Source organism: Okeania sp. SIO2F4 (assembly GCF_010672385.1).
Classification (GTDB): Bacteria; Cyanobacteriota; Cyanobacteriia; order Cyanobacteriales; family Microcoleaceae; genus Trichodesmium.
This window is the reverse complement of sequence record NZ_JAAHGT010000011.1, coordinates 1-23,865: the sequence shown is the minus strand read 5'-3', so window position 1 is coordinate 23,865 and position 23,865 is coordinate 1. Positions and strand designations below refer to the sequence as shown.

16 protein-coding genes are annotated in these 23,865 nt (G+C 37.1%); 8 read left to right on the top strand and 8 right to left on the bottom strand.

What is annotated here, in order from left to right; translation table 11 throughout:
* Window positions 1-527: 527 nt before the first annotated feature.
* The 5 genes from F6K22_RS01025 to sat all read right to left on the bottom strand — a co-directional run bounded on the left by F6K22_RS01025 (window position 528) and on the right by sat (window position 8,984).
* The gene (locus F6K22_RS01025; RefSeq protein ID WP_293092368.1) at window positions 528-1,082 is read right to left on the bottom strand and encodes a COP23 domain-containing protein; all 555 of its coding nucleotides are present in this window, start codon (window positions 1,080-1,082) and stop codon (window positions 528-530) included.
* Between the two features lie 731 nt (window positions 1,083-1,813).
* Window positions 1,814-2,440, bottom strand: coding sequence for an exopolysaccharide biosynthesis protein (locus F6K22_RS01020; protein ID WP_293092366.1), 627 nt, complete (start codon window positions 2,438-2,440; stop codon window positions 1,814-1,816).
* A gap of 293 nt (window positions 2,441-2,733) precedes the next feature.
* On the bottom strand, window positions 2,734-4,011 hold the full coding sequence (ahcY, locus tag F6K22_RS01015; protein WP_293092365.1) for an adenosylhomocysteinase: 1,278 nt from the start codon (window positions 4,009-4,011) through the stop codon (window positions 2,734-2,736).
* A gap of 880 nt (window positions 4,012-4,891) precedes the next feature.
* A complete protein-coding gene (locus tag F6K22_RS01010; RefSeq protein ID WP_293092363.1) occupies window positions 4,892-7,306 on the bottom strand; it encodes a caspase family protein in 2,415 nt (804 codons plus the stop codon).
* Window positions 7,307-7,805: 499 nt separating this feature from the next.
* A complete protein-coding gene (gene sat / locus F6K22_RS01005) occupies window positions 7,806-8,984 on the bottom strand; it encodes a sulfate adenylyltransferase (protein WP_293092361.1) in 1,179 nt (392 codons plus the stop codon).
* Window positions 8,985-10,027: 1,043 nt separating this feature from the next.
* Between sat and F6K22_RS01000 the strand changes: the two genes are divergently transcribed.
* Window positions 10,028-10,369 (top strand): hypothetical protein, encoded by a 342-nt coding sequence (locus F6K22_RS01000; RefSeq protein ID WP_293092359.1) that lies wholly within the window; start codon window positions 10,028-10,030, stop codon window positions 10,367-10,369.
* A 710-nt stretch (window positions 10,370-11,079) separates the two neighbouring features.
* On the opposite strand, the gene F6K22_RS00995 is transcribed toward F6K22_RS01000, so the two are convergent.
* Entirely contained in the window at window positions 11,080-12,471 is a 1,392-nt protein-coding gene (locus F6K22_RS00995) for a cytochrome P450 (protein WP_293092357.1), read from the bottom strand.
* Window positions 12,472-12,880: 409 nt separating this feature from the next.
* Here F6K22_RS00995 and queC point away from each other — a divergent pair, with 409 nt between their 5' ends.
* The gene (gene queC / locus F6K22_RS00990) at window positions 12,881-13,552 is read left to right on the top strand and encodes a 7-cyano-7-deazaguanine synthase QueC (RefSeq protein WP_293092355.1); all 672 of its coding nucleotides are present in this window, start codon (window positions 12,881-12,883) and stop codon (window positions 13,550-13,552) included.
* A 153-nt stretch (window positions 13,553-13,705) separates the two neighbouring features.
* Here queC and F6K22_RS00985 read toward each other — a convergent pair whose 3' ends face one another.
* Window positions 13,706-14,872 carry an NAD(P)H-quinone oxidoreductase subunit H gene (locus tag F6K22_RS00985; RefSeq protein WP_293092353.1) on the bottom strand — a complete coding sequence of 389 codons (1,167 nt, stop codon included), beginning with the start codon at window positions 14,870-14,872 and terminating at the stop codon, window positions 13,706-13,708.
* 153 nt (window positions 14,873-15,025) lie between these two features.
* Window positions 15,026-16,177, bottom strand: coding sequence for an RNA-guided endonuclease InsQ/TnpB family protein (locus tag F6K22_RS00980; protein WP_293092351.1), 1,152 nt, complete (start codon window positions 16,175-16,177; stop codon window positions 15,026-15,028).
* Window positions 16,178-16,309: 132 nt separating this feature from the next.
* Here F6K22_RS00980 and rsmH point away from each other — a divergent pair, with 132 nt between their 5' ends.
* The 6 genes from rsmH to F6K22_RS00950 form a co-directional block, all read left to right on the top strand.
* Entirely contained in the window at window positions 16,310-17,161 is an 852-nt protein-coding gene (gene rsmH / locus F6K22_RS00975; RefSeq protein WP_293092388.1) for a 16S rRNA (cytosine(1402)-N(4))-methyltransferase RsmH, read from the top strand.
* Between the two features lie 362 nt (window positions 17,162-17,523).
* Complete coding sequence (locus tag F6K22_RS00970; RefSeq protein ID WP_293092350.1) at window positions 17,524-19,188, top strand: SpoIIE family protein phosphatase; 1,665 nt, start codon at window positions 17,524-17,526, stop codon at window positions 19,186-19,188.
* A 4-nt stretch (window positions 19,189-19,192) separates the two neighbouring features.
* Window positions 19,193-19,618 carry an ATP-binding protein gene (locus tag F6K22_RS00965; protein ID WP_293092348.1) on the top strand — a complete coding sequence of 142 codons (426 nt, stop codon included), beginning with the start codon at window positions 19,193-19,195 and terminating at the stop codon, window positions 19,616-19,618.
* A gap of 1,544 nt (window positions 19,619-21,162) precedes the next feature.
* Entirely contained in the window at window positions 21,163-21,558 is a 396-nt protein-coding gene (locus tag F6K22_RS00960) for a hypothetical protein (RefSeq protein ID WP_293092346.1), read from the top strand.
* Window positions 21,559-21,870: 312 nt separating this feature from the next.
* Window positions 21,871-22,797 (top strand): tRNA epoxyqueuosine(34) reductase QueG, encoded by a 927-nt coding sequence (gene queG, locus F6K22_RS00955; protein WP_293092344.1) that lies wholly within the window; start codon window positions 21,871-21,873, stop codon window positions 22,795-22,797.
* Window positions 22,798-23,364: 567 nt separating this feature from the next.
* Window positions 23,365-23,865: HAD-IA family hydrolase (locus tag F6K22_RS00950; RefSeq protein WP_293092342.1), on the top strand; the 501-nt coding region annotated here is incomplete at its 3' end.

Genomic DNA, 23,865 nt, shown 5'->3' with positions numbered 1-23,865 from the left:
CGATCGCTTCTTTCTCTGTATCTGAATATATAGTACCCCTAAGAATTTTCACTATTTAAAATATTGAAGTTTCTGATTGTTATAAATTAGGTGCTTTGATCTCAATGAGGTAATAATTATGGTAATGGACTGTGAGTATATATTAGCGCACCTTTCCCAGTATACAAATAGTAGCACAAATAAATTTTAAATCAAGGCTTTGCTCAAAATTTGGGCTGGCAAAATCAAGGCAAATCTTCTAGAAAGTCAATACATGAGCGATCGCTTCTTTCTCTGTATCTGAATATATAGTAGTATTGCTCTAGCAACTGAAATATCTATCTTAGTTCAGTAGGGTGTCTTACGCTGGAAGCTAACGCACCATAAGATTATCTACCATCTAAAAAAAGGTGCGTGACGGCTAAATTTCTTGAGTTTCCACAAAATCGAAAAAAGGATGCCGTCACACACCCTACTACTCCTATTACCTTCTATCTTCCCATCAACCAATCTTCCTTCGCCAAAAAAGACTCCAAAAAAACCACATATCACTCTCCAGAAAAATTAGACTTTGCCAATATACCTTCACTATTCTGATAAACAGTCGTGCCATTTCGTAACGCTTCAATTATATCTCGCAACGCCTGATAACCATCCACTCCCACATCCAAGGTCAACAATAACGGACAAGCATCACCACTTAACTGAGTTTTTGCACAAATAACCTCTTGGTTTGGAGTTTTGGAGTCATCGCGATATTCCAGAGCAACTAAACCATCTTCCCGAAAACTATTTAACCGCCCTGCGACTCTTTCACATCGTTCAAGTGGTTTCCAGTTTCCATCCATCGCTCTGAGCATACCTAACCAGGGTTGTCTATTGTTACCATTGTCATACATGACCGTCCAAACTTGTCCATTTATATTAGTATCTTCTCTTAGTTCGCAGTAAAAGCGGTCAGTTTTTTTCACTAAAAAAGGTGACCAACTTTGAACAATCTCAATACCTAAACTACCCACATCCATTAATAATGAAATTATAGGAATTGTCAGACCTACTACTCCTCCTATTGCTGCAATTCTTATATCCCGTCTCACACTCACGATTTTCTCCTATCTATAATATAGTCGCTATAAATATTTTTTCAGGATGTTGAAATATAAACTCCTAGGATATTATCCAATTTTGTCTGAGCAGTTTACGGAAAGGTTGAATTATTAATACAATTAAGGGAAGAGTTTTATTAATTTACAGCGCTTTTCAAATTTATGAACCACATCGTCACAACCAAAACCCTATAGAGAAGTTCCATGGAACGTCCCTACTGTGGTCTACCGAAATGAAAAGCGCTGTAATTATTGACTAGACAGTGCGAAGTTCTTTGAATAACTATTGCTAGCTAAGGCTTTGAGCAACTCAAGCTTACAAACTCTCCATTCAGACCTGTAGATGCTGTAAGCTTTTTCCAGTAACACTTTCAGTTTTGAAAGCAAATCGTTTTTTAGAAGGACTTTGTACTCTCGAGTTATTGAAGCAAGCTATAATTAAGGAGATTTTATCTGGTGAAGTGAAAATTATGATATTGGACATTGAGTATATAAGAGCCTACCTTTCCCATTATATAAAGTGTAGCACAAATAAATTTTAAATCAACCCTTTGCTGAAAATTTTTTCGGCTATTTTGAAGATATAGCGAACTTCATCTCAGTCACGTATATCAGGTATAATATTTGTGGGCAATATAACTCCACTGAAAATTATGAAATAAAGTGTCAAGTCTTCTAATTTAATTTAGCCGGAGGTACTGATAACTGATAACTGATAACTGAATTTCCTAACCTCCAGTCAGAGAATTTTTGATTAATTCAATTCCACCCTTGACAACCTCATAACCAAAAACCACAATTAGTCCACTTAAAGTCGCCCCCATTACACAAAGCACCAACCCACCCAAACTAATAGCACCATCATCATCTAACAAACCAAAACCAGTAACAAAAATCCCGATCGCTGGTAAAGTATTAGTACCCGGAATGGGAATCATCATCGAAATAGCCATCAGAGCGATCGCGCAACCAATAATAATTCTACCTACAAAACTCGTGCAAATATAACTCAATCGAGGACGAGATATCAACTCAATTTTCTGTAACCAAGGAATACCTTTTTTCAAAATACCTTGTACTTTCTCAAGAGAAATTGAATGATTCAACCAACTCTGAGGCAACCACGGAGTTTTAGATCCAACTATTAGTTGAACTGCCAATAAAAGTAATAAAATACCAAATGGAATAGAGTAACCAGGAGCAGGTACAGGCAAAGCAGAAGGTAGAGACAAAATCACAAATAAAAAGCCAAAAATTCTCTCTCCTGCCAAATCAATAATATCTCCCAAAGTAACTTTAGTAGCACATTCTTCGTCAAAAAAATATCGTTGTAATTCTACAGATAATTTAGCCACTGATTTATCTTAAAAAATATAAATTTTGAATAATTTAAAAGTATAGGAATTATATAATTTCCGGATAATAAGTGATAAAAAAATTTTTGTTTGTAGTAGGGATTTCGCCCTAAAATAGATCTAGCCAAAGCCCTACTACAAGCTTTAATTATAACTATAGAAGTTATCTTTAGTCACCTAAAGATAGCTGATTTATTATTGCTAATTGATCGGACTTGATATTAATGGGGGATTTAAACCCCCATTAAACACCTTAAGAAGCTGATAGCTAAGTGCTGCTTATTATTAGCTTATTAGGTACCAACAGTCCAGGAATTGATGTACTCAATTTGTTCGGGAGTCAAACTATCAATACCAATACCCATTGCCTGTAATTTCAAACGAGCAATTTCCTTATCAACTTCTTCAGGAATAGAGTGTAAACCAGGCTCTAATTTACCTTTATTTGTAACCAAATATTCACAAGCTAATGCTTGGTTAGCAAAACTCATATCCATAACTGCACTAGGATGACCTTCAGCAGCAGCTAAGTTAATTAACCGTCCTTCACCCAATACAATTACAGACTTACCATTCTTGAGTTTATACTGTTGAGTGAAAGGTCGAACTGTCTTGATATCATCAGCTTTTTGACCCAAAGTTTCCAGGTCAATTTCAATATCAAAGTGACCGGAGTTAGAAACGATCGCTCCATCCTTCATTACATCGAAATGTTCGCCACGAAGAACGTGCTTATTACCAGTAACAGTAACAAATAGATCGCCTATAGGAGCAGCTTCCGCCATTGGCATTACTCGGAAACCATCCATGATAGCTTCAATAGCGCGAACTGGATCGATTTCAGTTACAACTACATTTGCACCTAAACCTCTAGCGCGAAGAGCAGTACCCTTACCGCACCATCCGTAACCAACAACAACAATAGTTTTACCTGCTAATAAAACATTAGTAGCACGGATGATACCATCTAAAGTAGATTGACCTGTACCGTAGCGGTTATCAAAGAAGTGCTTGGTATCCGCATCATTAACATTCATCGCAGGGAAAGTCAATACCCCATCATTAAACATTGCTCGAAGACGAACAATACCTGTAGTAGTTTCTTCAGTAGTACCAATAAGTTCAGGAAGTTGATCTTGTCTGTTTTTTACTAGAGTTGCGACAACATCACTACCGTCATCAATGATAATATTAGGTCTGTGGTCTAAAGCAATTTCAACATGGCGTAGATAAGTTTTTTCATCCTCTCCTTTCATGGCAAAGACAGAAATACCATGATCGACTACTAGACTAGCAGCTACATCATCTTGAGTAGATAGAGGGTTACTTGCAATTAAAACAGCATCAGCTCCAGCATTTTTGAGAGCGATCGCTAAATGAGCAGTTTCGGTTGTAACGTGACAGCAAGCTGCTAATTTAATTCCGCTTAATGGCTTTTCTTTGGCAAAGCGTTCTTGAATTTGGCGTAAAACTGGCATTTCTCTACCTGCCCACTCAATTCTTTGCTTTCCTAGAGGGGCCAGGGATTGGTCTTTAACTTCATGTTTAATTTGGACTGGTGTTGCAACCATTCAGTTATTTCCTTATATATGATAATCTTTCTTAGTTTAACCAATTTTGCAGAACTCGATCAAGAGTGTTAATACGACAAAATTTATTTTGACATTCATACCAAGATGTGTTATTAAAAAAACGGGGGTTGGTAAAAAATTCTTCTGGTGAAGGCAGAGAATTAAGAAATAGGCAATAGTTTTACTGTTAGTTTTTCTATATTTTTCCCCTCACATTTTGGGCAAAATGTCAGGTTTTTGATCTGAATTTACTAATTTTCTGGCTTTTTTTTCAAGCTTTTGCAACACTTAAATCTATGATATCTATTAGTTATAGAGCCGTTGCATAATCTAGATATGAATTATAAATATTCACCCCAAATACTACTTTTTTTAGAACTACTCCCTACCCCCAAAGATTGAAAATTATACCCGCGCTTCAGCAAGAGCGTTATAGATTTATATCAAGTCCGGTAGCATTGGTATTGTAAGGTAAGAGCAAGGAAGAAGGAAGAAGAAAGAATGGTAGAAAAAATGGCCGTAAGAAACTGGAATAGTCTTAGCGATCGCTAGCATGAATATGATGTCATAATTTTTGATTAAGAAAGAAGATAGGTAATATAGCTAAGGTATAGCAGGTCGTTCTCGCTTACAGTCGTTTTGGAGTTTAAGATTTACACCGGGTTCAAACCTGTTGTTGGTTATTTAATAAGTAGCCAGAAAAATTATACCTTGACCAATCTTGCTGACCATCTAGAAAAAGTTACCCACGATCAAATTAACCGTAGACTGAAAATAAGGAATGGCCTTGGAGACAGGTGCGTTAGAAACAGAAATTCCCTATCAGTGATGTTAGGGAATCCCGCCCTGTCTTGTAAAAGCAGGGTTGGTAGGATATCACTTAAACAACTCGACACACAAAGCTCAGAGTTGCCCAACTATTAATATCTAGAGCATAATCATCCGTTGATAACCCAGTAGATTGAATAGCTGATTGACTAGCACTCTGTAAATCTCGTAAAACTGCTTCTGCTGCTGTTAAAGGATTCAATATTTCTTTAATTAACCGATCGTCTCTAACTTGACGCACCTCTCCATCAAGAGCTGCAATTGTTTCCTTAAATGGTTGATGGCTAGAGAGAATCAGAATTTCTGATAATCCTTCAGGACCTATTACCCTCCATCCAAAAGATTCTGTATCTCTAGGATACTTGCTAATCACCGGAGGCATATTTACACTATCTCCCGGAGAAATAACTAGACCTGTTTGTGAAGGTTGAGTATTATTCCCAAATTGATTAGATATAGTTTGATCGAGAACAAGAATGCGCCCACTACTGTCTAAAATGAATAACATAAAATAGACTGGGAGATCGCCGTCATTATATAATCGACATTGAATTCGACTACCAATGGGTAAAGTTAGTAATCCATCAGAAACTCCAAAGTTGCCTACATCTTCTATATTAGTTGGAAATTTTGCCCCATCGCCGACCCCGAAAGTTTCTCGGCGCATAACGCTCTTTGCTTCTGGAGTAACAGTAGCTAAGTTAGCCCTAAGTTTAATTTGAGTAGAACCTTCATTGACACTTAAGCGTAATATCTTAGCTGCCAGTAAGGTTTTCAATTGGGAACTTAACCTTTGTACCGCTACTTTTACTGCTTCCTCTCCTTCTCCAATACTATTGAGTATTAGCACTTGAGCTAGAGAAAATAGAGCATAACGACCCTGAGATTTAGAAGGTAAAGAAATCAAGGGATTTTGAGCAATATTTGTTTCTCGAACTCGACTAAATACATAATCTGCTGCTTGTGTATTTGCGACTACAGTAACTTGAGGTATTGCTGAAAAACCACTGGTAGCATCTACCCGCTCAATTCTTGACATATCAGGGTCTAGAGCTATCATCAAATCCATTGGTCGAGGCAAAACTCTAATCTTTTCTCGCACCAACGATCCTGCCAAAAGTTGAGGACTAGGAGGAGATTTTTGAGGAGGTTTTTGTGTTTGGTTCTTGGCATTTTCATCGCTCTGAAACTGTTGTTGCTGCTGTTGTGATGATTGTTGTGAGCTATTAGTTTCAATGATTATAGAAGCTTTTGCTTTTAAGCCATTTCGATTCCGAATTTGTAGTTGAAAGTTTAAGTCTAAATCTGAATCAGCTAGGGTTCTGAATAGGGAATTAGATCCAACCACATCAAGAATACTAATTGGCAATCCTCCTAACCATAGATTTGCTGTTTTGCCGTTATCTTCTACTGAAGTGACTACACCACTAGCAGGTGGTAATGAAGGACTCAAGAGATTTGGATAACCCATAGCTACTGGAGTTATAGTAGCTACTTTTGTAGATTGAGCAATTTTCTGTTGTTTTGCTTCTTTAAACTCTGGCTGCTGATTAGCTCCAGTTAGTTTTTCTACAGAGCTAGCAGCTTGTGAAAAACTAATTTGTAGTTTGCTTGCAGGGGTTGTAGACCATAAAGATTGGGTAAGAGCATAAGTAAATAGACCAGAGCTAAACCCGTTCCAGTCAGTTTCCGTAGCAAATTTGCTCTCTTGACTAGCATTCAGAATTACTCCTGGCAATTCGCTTTCATAGATTTCCTCTTCTGCTAGAAAATTTTGTCGATCGCGCAGTTGCGTTTGCATTGCTGTCTCTTTAATATTAATTTGCTCTGTAGTAGCACTTGGTCGAGAGCGAATTCTTAGAACACCTTGCAAATTTTTCCCAGGATAAACATAGCTAGTATCTAATACAGTTACTACTTTTGTCGTGGATAGCGATCGCAATAATAACCAGAGAGTCTCTTCTAGAACATCATTTATTGCCCTATCCTTATCATTGGGACGTATCCCATCTATTGGTACTAGACTATTTTGAAATGTTAAACTTGAGGCACTTAACTCATTATGTTCATCCTCATCAATCATCTTACTCACACGACTACCATAGCCACTAAAGTGAAATAAAACTAAGTCATCTGGTTTAGCTTGATTAGTTAAATGACTAATAAAAGCTGTTTCTATATTTTCCCTAGTAGCTTGTTTATTTGTGAGAGTGAGAATATCAGCAGGTAAAAAACCAAACCGATGAACTAGCAATTCCCGTTGCATCTCCACATCTGTAACACACCCAGATAGAGGTGCATCTGGATATTCATTAATACCTACTAAAAATGCTAATTTACGTCCTGTAGTTTGAGCTAAGGCTTCTGAATAATGACTTTGGAGACGCCACCACCCTGCTTCATTTATTCCCAATGCTCCTAGGGCCAAGCTAGCCCTTTGCAGAAATTCCCGCCGCTTTAATCCCATTCTTCTTCCTTAATGTCCTACCTTCAAGTAAGAACTTTATATAACAACGTTATTATTAATTTTCTATATAATTGACGCATTCTGCCGTTAATCAATAAGGGTGATCGTGGCAAATTTAAACACTCACGAGTTTAGTTTCCTGCGTCTTTCTGGTTAGCTCTTAACCAGCTATCTATTTCAAGCAACTCATAGAGATAACTTAATGCTTGTGGCAAAATGCCTGCTTCGGTCTCTAATCCGAGTCACCGTCCATCTAACAGTTACAATAATATTAACTGAGCTAATTGTATAGAACAATTACAGCCATATTCAACAGTTAACTTATTAATAGTAAATTAAGCACCCTTTTTAACTGGCTTTGTACCAAAATTAGAATTTCTTTAGCTAACTCTTAGAGGCGAGTTGAAAGCTTACCTTTGAGTAAATGTATAGCTTTTTTAACCCGCCTCCTCTTTATAATTATGCCTCACACTTGAGGACTATACCAGAAAAATTTCTGTTAATTTGTCTGAGATGCTTTCATTGCATTAGCCAACTCTGCTGCTACCTCTGGTCGTGAAAATTCCGGTGGTGGTAACTCACCCCGACGTAACATTTCTCGCACTTTTGTCCCTGATAAATGAATTCGTTCTTCTTTTGTACTTGGACTTGTTTTACTTGTGGCCATACCTTTGGTACGAGTACAGTAGAAAGCGTGTTCAAACTTCATTGGAATGATACCTAACTCTCCGGGTTCAAACTCATCGAAGATATATTGAGCATCATAGGTTCCATAATAATCCCCTACCCCAGCATGATCTCGACCAACAATGAAGTGGGTACAACCATAGTTTTTCCGTACCAAAGCATGAAAAATTGCTTCCCGTGGGCCAGCATAACGCATGGCTGAGGGATTAATGGCCATCATCACCCGGTCTTGAGGAAAGTATTTTTCTAACATAATCTCGTAGCAACGCATCCTGACATCTGCAGGAATGTCATCTGATTTGGTAGCACCCACTAAAGGATGTAGAAATAAACCATCTACTGTCTCTAAAGCACATTTTTGAATATATTCGTGGGCACGGTGGATTGGGTTACGGGTTTGGAAACCAACTACTGTATTCCAACCTTTTTCTAGAAATAGCTTTCTAGACTCGGCTGGATCTATTTGATATTTGGGAAATAATGGGTGAGGATGACGTTCTAATAACCAGACTGGACCTGCCAAGTTAACTGGGCCAGCATCATAGAGAACTTTCACTCCTGGATGTTTGAGTTCGTCTGTACGATAAACATTGGTTGCCTCATGAGCTTTGTTGTAGCGGAACTTTTGAGTTAATTCTAAAACTCCTGCAAATTCTCCAGAAGGAGAATCTAGACGCACCCAACTTCCTTCTTTGATTGAATCTGCTAATTCTTCTGATACTGATAATGTTACAGGTATACTCCAAGGTAGCCCATTTTTTAGACGCATATCAATGACTACGCTTTCATAGTCATCTGCTTCCATAAAGCCATTGAGAGGGCTAAAACCTCCTATAGCTATCATTTCTAAGTCTGAAAGAGCCCGCTTGTCTAGTTGTATCCGTGGCAAGCTTTCAGCTTTTTCCATGAATTCTTGTCGTTCTGCTGGTGTGGCAATCCGATTAATCAGGTGGCCACCATGTGCTGGTATATTATTTGGATGCTGAGTCAAGGTTATTCCTCTCTATATGTTGACTACAGATAGTTGAGAAAGATTAAGTGTTCTAATCCTTATCCTACATCTTTGAGGTACATCTATACTTCATTTACTTATTGGAAGTAGATAGAGGTTAAGGTAACTGTAGAAGATGCTTTCTTTATTCTTGACTTCTTTAGTGGTAATCATGTCACCGGACTTAATCAAAATTATCTGTAAGGCCCTGTTTAGTCATAAATCTTTTTGTTATAGAAAAACTCTAAATATATATTTACTAAATCACAGTCTACTAATATAGCATTTCTATTTAAGTTTTGAGAATATTTTTGAGGAAAAAGCAATAGGAAATCAAGTATACACAGATTTGTCTTATAACTACAGCAACTAGCTCTGACCATAGTAGATAAGGCTATAGCAATCTGTGCAGGATTTATAAAAAAGCAAAAATAGATAATCAAGTCTGAAACTCTTACTACTGTTGCCTGATTCTGAGAGATTTTTTATATAGCACTACTTGAATCGGGAATAGGGAACACTTAACTGGGAACAGCAGACTATCAAAAGATTTGAGGATTTATAAATGTCAAACACCTTAATGCGTAGCGCTATATAACCTAAATAGGACTGCTTATAGATATCAAAAAAATTCCCACTAATACTATGTAAATTTATGTTAAAAAAATGCTGTCTTTAATGTAAATAATTTGACAGAAACTGGTTGACTACATTAGTATTATCTAAATCATATATAAGCTCTTAAACCGCAAAATTTGGTCAGACAAACTATTAGCAATCTTCAATGATGAGTGCTAAAGGTAAGTCATTAAACTTTGACGATCTATCAAGCAACAAATAAAAGTTTTGCATCTGGTTTATAGAGTTGAATAAATTAGCAGTCTTTTAAAGTGAGTGCTAACTTTAACATCACTATGGTAATCCTAAATCAGTTATGAGAATTTGACTTGTTCCTATTTATTTAAAGGATACAATATCTCACAACTAAAAGAGATTGCTATATATAATAATAATTTCACAAATTCTGAGGAGGAAAAGCGTAAATGCGATATACTTTTGAACTTTTAGGTATTTCTCCAGTCCTACATTTTTTTAATCAACAACAAAAACTACAAGCAGAAAATAATTTAAATGTCGAATATTTAGGAAACAATAAGTGTTCCCTAGATGTGTTTCTCAAGTCTGTAGAAACTGCTTCTGCTCATCGTAGTTGGAGAGTAGATAAAGTTGTAGAAACGGTGATTAACTTTTGGATGAATAACGCTGATAGCGTTCAGTATTGGAATTATCGTTTAAAAGATGCGGGAAATGATCATCTTTTAGTGGCAAGAGTCGGAGATATTAAATCTTTACGGCAATCTTTTGAATCATTACTGAATAATTAGGTAATAAATAACAGGAGTAAGAATTTCAGACTTTCTATCTATAAATTTTGGAATTTTCTTTATTAAGCTAAGTGAGCTACAGCAGGCTGAAGTTTAGACTAATTACAACTAACCTGAAGCTTGCCTAGAGAGAATAGCAACATTGGATAAATTCACTGAAACTCTTTCATTACCCAGAAACCTGGTTATGTGCATAGATGTTTATTGTTCAAACCAAGGATCTCTCGTAATAACCGGGTTTCTTTGTCTAAGTCCTAACTAATTCAAATAACTAGAAATCAGGCTAGCAGAATCGGCATCTAAAAACAATGTTGCCTGAGATTTTTGGTGGTGGATCAGCAAAGTGTGGGATAAGTAATCCATTCATCCTAAGTCCAAGGGGCGATATAGCTGCCGCACTTGCTCCGCCAACGCTAACCCAGACCTTGATGCCGCTGTATTTCCCTTGTGACTATGAACCAAAATTCAATTGAAATAGCTGACTAACAGCCTTACTGTGGCTTCCATCTGCTCCGAGACCTTCGCCAATTTATTTTGTCGCCGATGCCAATGGGGGAAAAAGCTTATGGTCATTTTCTTGGCTATGGTAGACTTCATTTTTATGATGGTTCTGATAGTTATAATTAATGGCGTTCCATAATCCAAAAATGTTGTTTGGCTGCTTTTAAAATGGCTTCTATTTTGGCCTCATCCAATCTTTCCATAATGGCTTAATTTCTTTTGCGTACTCTAACTTTAATGCCATATTTAGGATGTAGGGAGAATCTAGGATCTATTTCTATAGATTGATTGGGAACTAATTGAATGTGAAATCTTTGGATAATAGCTGCCAAGATTATTGTAGATTCCATCAAAGCTAAATTTTTGCCAATACAGATGTGTTGACCTGCACCAAAGGGGAAAAAAGCAAATTTAGGTCTTTGCTTCACTTTTTCAGGTAAAAATCTGTCAGGGTCAAACTTTTCTGGATTATCCCAAAAATCCGGATGGCGAAAAATGAAGTATTGAGCAATAATGAAAGTCGTACCTTTGGGAATAAAATATCCTTGAATTTCATCATCTTTCAGGGCGACTCTCGGCATTCCTAAACCGATTGGACAAAGACGTGAAGATTCATCAAATACGCGACGGGTGTATTCGAGTTGGAACAAATTCTCAATGGTAGGGTAATTTCCATTTAAAACGGTTTGTACTTCATCCTGCATCTGAGCCATAGCATCAGGATGGGTTCCGATTAGATACCATGTCCAAGCTAATGCAGTAGCTGTAGTTTCATGTCCCGCATTAATTAACGTAATTACTTCGTCTTGAAGTTGGCGATCGCTCATGCCAATACCAGTCTCTTCATCTTGAGCAGCTAGAAGCATTGACAGCAAATCATTTTGCTCTGAAGGATTTTGACGACGGGATTGAATAATTTCTAAAACGAGGCGATCGAGTGTTTGTTTTGCTTTACGAAATTCAAGATTTCTGGGGGTAGGCATCCATAGAGGTAGTGCTAGTGGGCTATTCATTCGGTAATAGACATATTCCAAAGCTATTCGCAAAGACTGCCCTAGTTTATCTGTCTTACTACTAATATCAATGCTAAATAGGGTGGAACTGACAATTTTTAAGGTAAGACGTGACATTTCGGCTGCAATATCAATAATCTCGTCTTCTGGCTTTTCCGACCATTCAAGCAGAAGTGATTCTACACAGTTAAGGATTATATTATGAAGTTTAACTAATTGCTTTTGATGAAATGCTGGCTGCATTAAGCGTCGCTGTCGAAGCCAAATTTCTCCTTCACTGCTAAAGAGTCCTTGTCCCTGAACTAAGTTCATTGATTTGAGAAATAGATCTGGCTTTCCATATTGTTCCTGATGGCTAGACAAAATATGTTCTGCATGATCTGGATGACTCGCCAAATTTAAACTTAATCCTGGCATAATTGGTAGGCGTACTAAATCTCCATATTTGTGCCACATATATCCCAAATATTCTATTGGCTGATGCTGAAGTTGAGAAAGTTGAAAGAGTAAATATCCTTTTGGTCCTGGTGGTAAATTTAATTTACTTTTTCTAGCTGTTTGAACTGAGGGAATTAGAGATTGAGGCATAAAATATTTCTCAATAATGAATAATGAATATTATAATTAATTAGGGCTTGCTGATTAAATCTAAAACCATTGACAGATAAAGGTAAGCGCCTTTTTGGAGCGAAAAAAGTGTAACTTTTTGAGCTTGAGAGACTAATAAACAGGACTTACGCAGGGGTACTATATATAGAGTGCAAAAACTGTATCGCTTTAGTTTTTGACACTACATACATGGTCTGGTGCGTAAGTCCTAATAAAGTTAGTATTTTGGTCTCTCAAGGGTAGAAAAATCAAGGGAAAATAATTCCTTCTACCTCCTCTATAATTCCCCATTCCTCCTGTCTCCTGTCTCGGTCCTCCTACCCTGACAAAAAGACTTTTTCAGCAAACCCTAATTATTCAAGACAGACAAAATTGATTTTCTTAAAGAATGAAAGCCGTTATTTTATTATCAGGGGGATTAGATTCCTCAACAGTTTTGTATCAAGCAAAGGCAGATGGTTGTGAATGTTATGCTATTTCTTTTGACTATCAACAACGCCACCGTCGAGAGTTAGAGTCAGCTAAGAAAATTGCTGATGCGGTGGGTGTAATAGAACATCATGTTGTTAGTTTTGACTTGAGATTATGGGGAGGTTCAGCATTAACTGATAATCAAATTGATTTGCCTAGCGATCGCTCTGTTGAGGAGATGTCAGAAAATATTCCTATTACTTATGTTCCAGCGCGGAATACTATTTTTCTGAGTTTTGCTCTTGCTTATGCTGAGGTTGTGAATGCGAGTCGGGTTTATATTGGGGTGAATGCTTTAGACTATTCTGGTTATCCTGACTGTCGTCCTGATTATATTCAAGCAATGCAAGAGGTTTTTCGACTGGGAACTAAACAGGGAAGAGAGGGAGAAGCGATCGCTATTGTTGCGCCACTTATTGAGATGAAGAAAACTGAGATTATTCAATTGGGGAATAGTTTAGGGGTACCTTGGGAAAAAACTTGGTCGTGTTATGCGGGTGGAGAGAAACCTTGTGGTGTATGTGATTCTTGTAAGTTGCGGTTGACTGCTTTTGAGGAGTTGGGGTTAATAGATCCGGTGATGGGATGATGGGGTGATGGGGTAGTGGGGTGATGGGGTGATGGGGTGGTGGGGTAATGGGGTGATGGGGTGATGGGGTGATGGGATGGTGTGGTGATGGGGTGAATTAAATATTGAAGATAATTAGGTTTAGTAGGGTGCGTTACATTTCATTAACGCACCCTANTCTATGTCAATGCTACCCAAAATAGCCACAATATCCGCCACTTTTGCACCCTGCAAAATATGAGGAAAAACCTGTAAATTGACAAAATCAGCAGCCCGAATCTTAAAGCGCCAAGGGAACATATTATTATCACCAATAATATAGATACCAATCTCTCCCTTACCACTTTCAATCCGAACATAATGCTCACCTTTAGGAATCTTAAAAGTCGGAGGAATTTTCTTACCTAAAAACTGGTAATCAAAACCATTCCACTCAGACTTCGGCCCCTCAGCCATCCGTTTCGCTTCCAGATTTTCGTAAGGTCCACCAGGAAGTCCTTTCATAGCTTGACGAATAATCTTAACCGACTCTCGCATTTCTCGAATCCGCACCAGATATCTCGCCAAACAGTCTCCATCTTTCTCCCAGTGAACATCCCAATCAAAATCGTCGTAACATTCATAGTGGTCAACCTTCCGTAAATCCCACTTTACCCCAGAAGCTCGTAACATTGGACCAGAAAGCCCCCAGTTAATCGCTTCTTCCCGACTAATCACACCTAACCCTGTGATGCGACGACGGAAAATAGGGTTATTAGTAATCAGACGTTCATACTCATCGACTTTTGGTAGGAAATAATCACAAAAATCTTCGCACTTATCCACCCAACCATAAGGCAAATCAGCAGCTACCCCACCAATACGGAAATAATTATTATTCACCATCCGATAACCCGTGGCAGCTTCCCACAAGTCATAAATCATTTCCCGTTCCCGAAATATGTAGAAGAAAGGAGTTTGCGCACCCACATCCGCCAAGAATGGGCCAAGCCATAACAAGTGATTAGCAATCCGGTTTAGTTCCAGCATAATTACCCGGATATAACTCGCCCTTTTAGGAACTTCAATATCTGCTAATTGTTCCGGTGCATTAACAGTCACCGCCTCATTAAACATTCCCGCAGCATAATCCCAACGACTAACATAAGGGACAAACATTGTATTAGTGCGGTTCTCGGCAATCTTTTCCATGCCCCTATGTAAGTAACCAATTACAGGTTCACAGTCAACTACATCTTCTCCATCTAATGTGACAATCAACCTTAACACCCCGTGCATTGAGGGATGATGAGGCCCCATGTTAATGACCATGGGTTCGGTTCTAGTTTGAATTTGGCTCATATTGAATATTTTCCTATGACTTAGATAATTTTGACACTCGCCCGTTAAATCAAAGATTATAACGGGTGATTCTTGTTTCACAGATTCTTAACTAAGTAGCGAATTAAGCAACCTCAATTACACTACTCCCGCCAGACCATCTCCACAAGCTTTTTATTCAACCGTGTGCCCCACGGATTTTAAACCTCTATTTTTAATTACTTTTGCAGCAGCTATATCACGATTTATTTGATATCCACAAGCGCTACAATTGTGTTTTCTTTCAGATAGTTTTTTCTTTTGAGTATGACCACATGACGGGCATTCTTGAGAAGTATAATTCTTATCAACTTTGGCATAATATTTACCTCTTTTCCAACAAATATAAGGCAATATTTCGTTGATAAATTGACCAATTCCAGAGTCTAAAGATTGTTTTCTAACTATACCTTTAGACCAAGAAATAAAGTTAATATCTTCAACGAAAATATTATCTGCTAAATTACAAAGTTGATGAGCTAGTTTAAAATGCCAATTACGTCTAGTATTAGCAATTTTTTCATGCAATATAGCTATTCTATTCTGGATCTTTAACCAATTATTTGATCCTTTATTTTTATGTTTCAATCTTCTTTGCAGCAATTTCAGCTTGCGTAGTTGACCTAACAAAAATTTAGGAGATTTGATTAATTTTCCTGTAGAAGTAGCTACAAAACTTTCTATACCTGCATCTATGCCTAATGATGTTTTCCCTACTGGATTATTCGGTACTGACTCTAGTGATTGAAAGTTAACCATCAAATAATAACCACTAGCTTTTTTGACTACCATAGCTTGTTTGGCTGCCATTCCTTCTGGATATCGCCTACTTTGTCTAATCTTTATCCATCCCAATTGAGGTAGCTTAATTCTGTTATCACCCAAGCAATTTTTTAGCATTGCAGGAAATACAAAACTTCTCAACTTTTTCTTAAATCTAGGAAAGCCTTTACCTAAACTTTTCATCTCAGAGAATGCTCTATCTAAAGCCTTTAAAGTTTGCTGTAAAACCTGAGCATTGACTGACTTTAATCTAGGATTAGTTTTTTTAGCTATCGTTAACTTTTTGGACTGATAGCAATAATTAGGATAGGGAGCATCAGCAGGGATAATATATTCAGAAATAATTGAACAAGTATTAGTTGGTGATTTCCTTGAATTTAACCAGTCTTTTCTCTCCCTTAAAGCATAATTGTATACATTTTTACAAACATCAAGCATAAGCTCAATTTTTGCTTCTTGTTGTTTGTTTGGCCTGAGTTTGTACTGATAATTTAAGGTAATCACTTGAAAATATTTTTATTTCTAAAATATATATGTATTGTAACATAATATGTAGTGTTTTTCTCTCAAAAATGCCTCAGATATTTTACTGTTACTTTTGCAATAAATCTCATATAATACTAATTTTTGACCTTAATGAAGCATGTACCAGTTTTAAGTAATGAATTAATTTCTGGTTTAGGAATCCGTCCAGGAGGTATGTACTTAGATGCAACATTGGGATACGGTGGCCATACTCAGTTGATTTTAGCTGCTGCTCCAGACGTTAAAGTAATAGCTATTGACCAAGACGAACAAGCGATCGCCTCTTGCCAAACCCTATTAGCCCATTACAAATCTAACATCCAATTTTGGCATGGCAACTTTGCTGATTATCAACCGAAAAATATCGATTTTGATGGTATAATTGCTGATTTGGGTATAAGTTCTGTACAGTTGGATACCCCAGAACGTGGCTTTAGTTTCCGGTATAGTGCTCAATTAGATATGCGGATGAATCAACAACAAACAATAACAGCAGCCGAAATAGTCAACTACTGGGAAGAAGTAAAGTTAGCCAATCTTTTCTATACTTATGGAGAAGAGCGTCTATCTAGACGTATTGCTAAAAGAATAGTAGAACGTCGTCCTTTTAAAACCACAACCGAGTTGGCAGAAGCGATCGCCCACTGTGTACCCCGGAAATACCGTTATGGTAGAATACATCCAGCTACTCGTGTTTTTCAAGCTCTCAGAATAGAAGTAAATCAGGAACTTTCTAGCCTAGAAAGTTTCCTTAAGAATGCTCCAAACTGGCTAAAAACTAGGGGTAGAATGGGAATTATCAGCTTTCATAGTTTAGAGGACCGTTTAGTCAAACATGGTTTTAGAGACTCATCTGTTTTACAGGTATTGACAAAAAAACCCATCCAGCCTCAAGATCATGAAATATCAATGAATCCACGGGCACGTTCTGCTAAACTAAGATTGGCAGAAAAGTTGATCTAGGTGTAGAGCGGGGAATTTCCACAAAATATACATCAAAAAACTAAATAGCTAAATATTACTTTTATTTATTGCTGATAATCAAGATTATTTACAAGAGAGATAGAGAGATTAGGATTCAAATAGTCAAATTGATCGATCAAAAATACATTGATTAAAGATTACAATTGTATGTAAAGTCAGAAATATACTAAAATTTAGTTCCTTACATAAGGCTAATGACCAGAAAAAATGATACCCAAATTTATCAAAGTTTACAGCTATTATAATTATTTGGTAAAGCAAAAATATTTTGTTATAAAATACTCTAACGGCCAATATGAGAGTTTGAGAACTAAAAATTTTTCTGGGAGCCAAATTATAGCATGAGTCGGGGAGATAGGAAACTGAAATTGATGGTAGTCGATGACGAACCAGACAACCTAGATTTGTTGTACAGGACGTTTCGGCGGGACTTTAAAGTATATAAAGCAGATAGCGCCTTCAGTGCAATGGACGTTTTAGAAGCGGAAGGAGAAATGGCGCTGATTATCTCTGACCAAAGAATGCCAGAAATGAATGGTACAGAATTTTTGGGCAAAACCTTAGAAAGATTTCCAGATACAGTTCGGATTCTACTTACAGGCTACACAGACGTAGAAGATTTAGTAGAAGCAATCAACTCAGGTAAAGTATTTAAGTATATCACAAAACCCTGGAATCCAGAAGAACTAAAAGCAGTAGTCAAACAAGCCTCAGAAACCTACAAAGTAGTGAAGCAACGCACTAATGCTTTGACTCTTGCTCTGCGACGAGAGTCTATTTTGAATGAGGTAATGAGTGCAATTAGAGAATCATTGGATTACTCTAGTATGTTATCCACAATAGTTCAGACAGTGGGACGAACTTTTGCGGCAACAGAAGGTAGGTTGTGGCCAGCAGAAGGCGATCGCCTCATGTCTGAATCTTTTTCTTATCAACAGTCTGAAAATTCTCAAAACGACTTCCCGATCGCTCAAGAACTATTATTACAGGTACTACAAAATCGCCAAACCTACTTTGAAGAAGGTTCAGATAAAAATAGTTGTAAATTAATAGTCCCTCTGATTTACCAGCAAGATTTACTAGCAGTTTTAGCCCTGAATCAAGAAAATAGTAGTAACTTCTGGTCTGCTGAAGATGTCAATCTTATAGAAAGTGTATTAGAGCAGGGAGCCTTGGCATTATCCCAAGCTCAACTATATCAAAAGACTAGGGAACTTGCTGAACAAATGCGTAATGAGCTAGAAGTAGCTCGTCAGATACAAAGCAACTTATTACGTCAAAGTTGGCCAGACTTTGAAACAGTGAAGATACAAGGTTGTTGCTATCCTGCTAGAGAAGTAGGAGGTGATTTCTTTGAAGTTTATACTCACTCCAAAGGAGAAATCTGGTTAGCATTGGGAGATGTTTCTGGTAAGGGAGTACCTGCGGCCTTATTTATGGCTAGTGCTATTTCTGTAATGAGACGAGAACTTTCTCAAGAAAATCCCCCAGACCCCTACGAAGTAATGCAAAATCTTAATACTAGTCTTTCAGATGATTTAATTAGTAATAATTGCTTCATTACAATGGTCTTGGCTCGCTATACACCAGAAACCGGATTATTAGCTTATGCTAATGCTGGCCATATATATCCTTTGGTCTGGTCTAAAACCGCACTGCTAGCTGCTGGAAACAAAGCTTCCGAGGAAGTCAAACCAAATTTCCTCAAAGAGCGTGGTATTCCCCTAGGAATATTACCAATATGGAAAGGCAAAGCAGGTAGTATAGACTTGGATTCAGGAGATGTATTCCTGCTCACAAGTGATGGCATCACTGAAGCTACAGTAGTTCAAGAATCTAATGATGGTGGGGAACCAGTTCGTGTAATGCTGCAACAAGAAGGTTTATGGAAACTCCTACAGGAGCATAAAAACCAACTAGATATAAATAACTTATTGGCTTATATCCGAGCTGATAATCAAGTTCAGGAAGATGACCAAACTATACTTTCTCTGGAGGTTCTGTGAATTTATGAAAACTGAGCTTCAAGTGCCAAGCAACCTCAATTTTTTAACGATTGTCGAACATTGGTTATTAAGCAGTTTAGAAGTAGAGCTAGGAGAACATATTGATTGGCCTCGTCAATCCAACCGTTTACGCTTGGTACTGGCGGAAGCTTATTCAAATGTGATTCGTCATGCTCATAAAGACCAGCCTCACTTACCAGTGCTAATACGCTTAGAAATTAAAGATCGTGATATTGCTTTGGAAATTTGGGACTATGGTCAAGGTTATCATACAGGGAATTATAATCCACCAACACCAGAAGCTAAACAAGAAAGTGGTTATGGATGGTTAATTATGAATAGATTAATGGATCGTGTAGACTATAGTTTGCAAATAGATGGTAGAAACTGTCTAAAGTTGGAAGCAAGTATACCAGAAAAAGTTCAATAATGCACTTGGCTGATGATAATTGATTTAATTTTAACAAGGTTAGTATATTGCTAATGGAGTTACAACCTTGCCTGCATACTTCTGAATATAATGGTTGAGTCACCAAACCCTCACTCACAATAGCTTTGCTGTTGAATATACTTATAACTTTGACGTCCTCCCGAGGTTGTGCAACTGCGACAACGCGGGGTTGATAGACTTAATCTTAATATAGGTCACTAATCTAACTGCTCCCCTACAAACTGCTATAATGAATGCCTTGTCTATGATAGCAAATTTTCGGCAAAAGAGCAATCTTTATCTCAACGTTGGCCCTTGACCCGCGCTCTCCTGAGGGTGGGAGCAGAGGGATGGGAAAACCAATCAATCTTGCGGTTTTCCCAATAGTCTACATATTTTTAGATAAAATCAGGCTGCTGGGCTAGCAGTGTCTAGGGGAGCCGTCCGATTGGCGAAGTAGTGTGGAGCGGCCCTTTAGACCAGAAGGAGGCTCGACCGATTAGGCAGGTAAAGAGGCAGCACAAAGCCCATTAAAGCGATAGTTAGGAATCCCGCATTGTCGCAGGGGCGCAACGTCGGGATGATGTTAATGGCATTATTTATTGACCTAATCATCAAAACCAAAAGTATTTCAGCATTTATGCTACAGGATACTTGCGTAATACTAATTCCCAAAAGCATTGCTATACTTAGGTTGCACTTCAGTTATTAAGTAATTAACACAGAGGAAATTACCATGCTTGCTAATAATAGCCCAGTTAATGTTTATTATTCTTATGTTTATTCCTCTCTACACGGACCACACTCCCCACACTTCGCCACCCGATCGGGTACAGCATTCTTTATTGAGAAATAGTATAACACGATTTGAACATCCTGGAAAACTTCTGAGAACTTTCAAACTTAATTTTTATGTTTAATACCAAGCTTCATTAATGGATAACGGATAATTGATAATTGATGATTACAAGAAGGTTAAAACCTCTCGGGAATTGAGTATAAGGAAACATTATTTCTTCTCTCAAGGGGAGATTGGAGGCAAGCGTTTGCGCTTCGCAAAGCTTCGAAGTTCGCGTAGCGTCCCGGAGGGAATGGCGTTTCGCGGAGCGACTTGAATTGCGTTTCGCTTTCCTACGGAATAATTGCGCAAACGCGACATGAAACGCGGCTCTGCACTCTTCGGGAAACTGAGCCATATCCAATCGACTTTAAGAAAAGAAAAAAAATTTCCTTTGAACCAATCCTATTCTTAAAAAGAAGAGGTAATAATTAATTATTGAAATAAGATGTCCTTTTGACCAAACAGATAATATAAATGATAATAAATATATTTAAGCTATTCATTCTGCATGCTAACTTCTGACTTCTGACTACTCAAAATCGCCTAACTATTTGGAACAAATATTAATCAAATTTGGTATAATATATTCCCCATAATTTTGTAGTAGTTAATAATTTTTGTTAAGTTAAGTTGCAACTACAGGATACTCTACAAGAAAATAAAAATAAGTTTTTTCAAGAAAAATATATTTTCAGTTAGTTATATGAATAAGTTTTTTCCTTTAACACCTCGCTACCGTCTAGATGATGAGTCTCCTTGGTTAAAAGGAATTGATCCTACCCGCAATTATTGGATTCACATTAATGGAGAAAAAACACTAACAGCCGTGATTCCTGGTTTAGTAGTGTCTTCTATAGATGAATTTAAACAAAATATCCAAAAATTTCAAGCCTTAGAATCAGGGGCACATATCAAAATAGAGAGAGCTTTAGAAAGCTGCTATATCTGCTGTATTAGTCAAAACTGCTATGCTGTTGAATGCTATTTCAATGGCTTATTAGTATGCCATACATTTGACAAAGAAACTTTAGAGAGCTTGTTAATGACAAGCCATCCTGACTGGAAATGCACTCCTAAAGATGTTGAACTAGGACAATGAATGTTAAATCGTTCCTTAAAAATATCCCCAAAAGCTTTAAATTAAAATATTTACTTTCTAAGAATTTTAAGAGGCTAATTTTGTTTCATACTTGGGTTTTATGAGTTATGTTTTAGCAGATCATAAATTGCACAAGAGAGAGGTAGGTTAAATAAAAGTTTTAGCTAGGTTGATGAATCAGATATAAATCAAACTTAGACTGTATTAATTAAGTTGTAAATCGTACATAAAAAAGACGACTATTCCTCAATATTTTCTAGAGATTTATCTGTAGAATGTTGAGGAAAATGCTGTTTAAAATAAATCAGATTAATGAAATCCCCTATTAGTAGTAGTCAAATCAAACAAAAAGCCCTAGAATTAGGATTTCATAAGGTTGGGATAGCTTCAGCTAATGAATTCGGCTTGGAAATAAAAAGATTACAAAGGTGGTTGAACAAGGGTTATCAGGCAGATTTAGAATGGATGACTAATCCCAAACGTCAAGATTTGAAGGGAGTTATGCCAGAGGTACAGTCTGTTATTTGTGTTGCACTCAACTATTACACGCCACATCAACACTCTGAAAATAGTGAGATTGGCAAAATTTCTCGCTATGGGTGGGGTAGGGATTATCATAAAGTGGTGCACAAAAAGTTAAAAACTCTGGACAACTGGCTGCAAGAGCAAGAAAAGGAGATTTTAACCCGCTATTATGTAGATACTGGCCCTATTATGGAAAAAGCATTGGCGGAACGAGCTGGATTAGGTTGGATAGCAAAAAATGGTAATCTGATTACTAGAGAATATGGTTCATGGGTATTTTTGGGGGAAGTGCTGACTAACCTAGAGTTGACAAGCGATCGCCCTCATACTGAACATTGTGGTAGTTGTACTCGTTGTCTGGAAGCTTGTCCTACTAATGCGATTGTCGAACCTTTTGTTGTTGATGCCAATCTTTGTATTGCTTATCATACTATTGAAAATAGAAATCCAGAACTCCCTGCACATATTAAGTCAAATTTAAAAGGGTGGGTTGCAGGTTGTGATATTTGCCAAGATGTTTGTCCTTGGAATCAAAGATTTGCTCGAGAGACAAATATTGATGAGTTTCAACCCTACCCTGATAATTTAGCACCTCAGTTAACAGAACTAGCAAAGATATCAGAAGAAGATTGGAATAGGAAGTTTCCCGCCTCTGCATTGCGACGCATTAAACCGGAAATGCTGCAACGAAATGCTCGTGCTAATCTTCAATAAGTGTGAAAATTCAAAATTATCCGTAGAGGGTGACTGATATTATTTATCTGTAACAATGTGCTTAATAATTCTTACCCAGACCTAAATTTTACTGATAGCTGTATATTTTTTATTAGGTGCAACTTCATGGAGAAATGCTATTAGGCGTTTCGCTGCGCGATATGTTTGCGTAGCATTCCGCAGGAAAGGAAAACGCGCAGCGGTGCGTAGTACTATCGCTACCCACTTTATCTAAAATCTAAAAACTGTTGCGCAATAGTTGAATTAATTATCAATCAAAATGAAGTGAGGCGATGCCACTTTGCCACTTTATCTAAAATCTAAAAACTGTTGCGCAATAGTTGAATTAATTATCAACTAAGATAAAATCATACCAATTCCCATAAATAATGCTATACTTCCTCAAAACTTCAGTTATTAAGTAATGAGAAATATCTACCCAAGTTTGAGTTTTTTCCTCCTTGCTTTCAAGTATTCTTCCTCTTGGTTTACCTGTACTTTATAATAGTGATGTTATCGGACTTGATATGATAGAATTAAACACCAATTAGCGGTTATTATTTAGTAATGATAAAAATAGTTATTTTTGATTTTGATGGTACATTAGCAGATACTTTTGATCTGATTTTTGCTATCACAAATCGTCTATCAGTTGAATTTGGATATAAACAAGCCAAGAAAGAAGAAATCCCAGAAATTGAAAAGTTAAGTCCGCTAGAACTTATTAACCAGTCAGGAATATCTATTTTTAAAGTACCTTTTTTGCTGAGAAGAATTAGAGCTGAATTTAAACAAGAAATTAATGATGTAGGATTATTTGCTGGTATTAAAGAGGCTTTATTAGGACTCCAATATCAAGGTTATAAAATAGGAATAATTACTTCTAATGCTCAAGAAAATGTAGAATATGTTTTACAAAAACATGATTTGTTGATTTTTGATTTTATCACTTCAGGGACAACACTTTTTGGCAAGCATAGAGCGATCAAAAAATATTTAAAATCAGAGAACATTCAGCCAGAAGAAATGGTTTATGTTGGAGATGAAACTAGGGATATTAATGCTGCA

Bases quoted from the DNA above. Each gene is read 5' to 3' on its own strand.
- ahcY (WP_293092365.1), bottom strand. From the start codon at position 4,011: ATGGTTGCAACACCAGTCCAAATTAAACATGAAGTTAAAGACCAATCC.
- F6K22_RS01010 (WP_293092363.1), bottom strand. From the start codon at position 7,306: ATGGGATTAAAGCGGCGGGAATTTCTGCAAAGGGCTAGCTTGGCCCTA.
- F6K22_RS01000 (WP_293092359.1), top strand. From the start codon at position 10,028: ATGCGATATACTTTTGAACTTTTAGGTATTTCTCCAGTCCTACATTTT.
- F6K22_RS00995 (WP_293092357.1), bottom strand. From the start codon at position 12,471: ATGCCTCAATCTCTAATTCCCTCAGTTCAAACAGCTAGAAAAAGTAAA.
- queC (WP_293092355.1), top strand. From the start codon at position 12,881: ATGAAAGCCGTTATTTTATTATCAGGGGGATTAGATTCCTCAACAGTT.
- rsmH (WP_293092388.1), top strand. From the start codon at position 16,310: ATGAAGCATGTACCAGTTTTAAGTAATGAATTAATTTCTGGTTTAGGA.
- F6K22_RS00970 (WP_293092350.1), top strand. From the start codon at position 17,524: ATGAGTCGGGGAGATAGGAAACTGAAATTGATGGTAGTCGATGACGAA.
- F6K22_RS00965 (WP_293092348.1), top strand. From the start codon at position 19,193: ATGAAAACTGAGCTTCAAGTGCCAAGCAACCTCAATTTTTTAACGATT.
- F6K22_RS00960 (WP_293092346.1), top strand. From the start codon at position 21,163: ATGAATAAGTTTTTTCCTTTAACACCTCGCTACCGTCTAGATGATGAG.
- queG (WP_293092344.1), top strand. From the start codon at position 21,871: ATGAAATCCCCTATTAGTAGTAGTCAAATCAAACAAAAAGCCCTAGAA.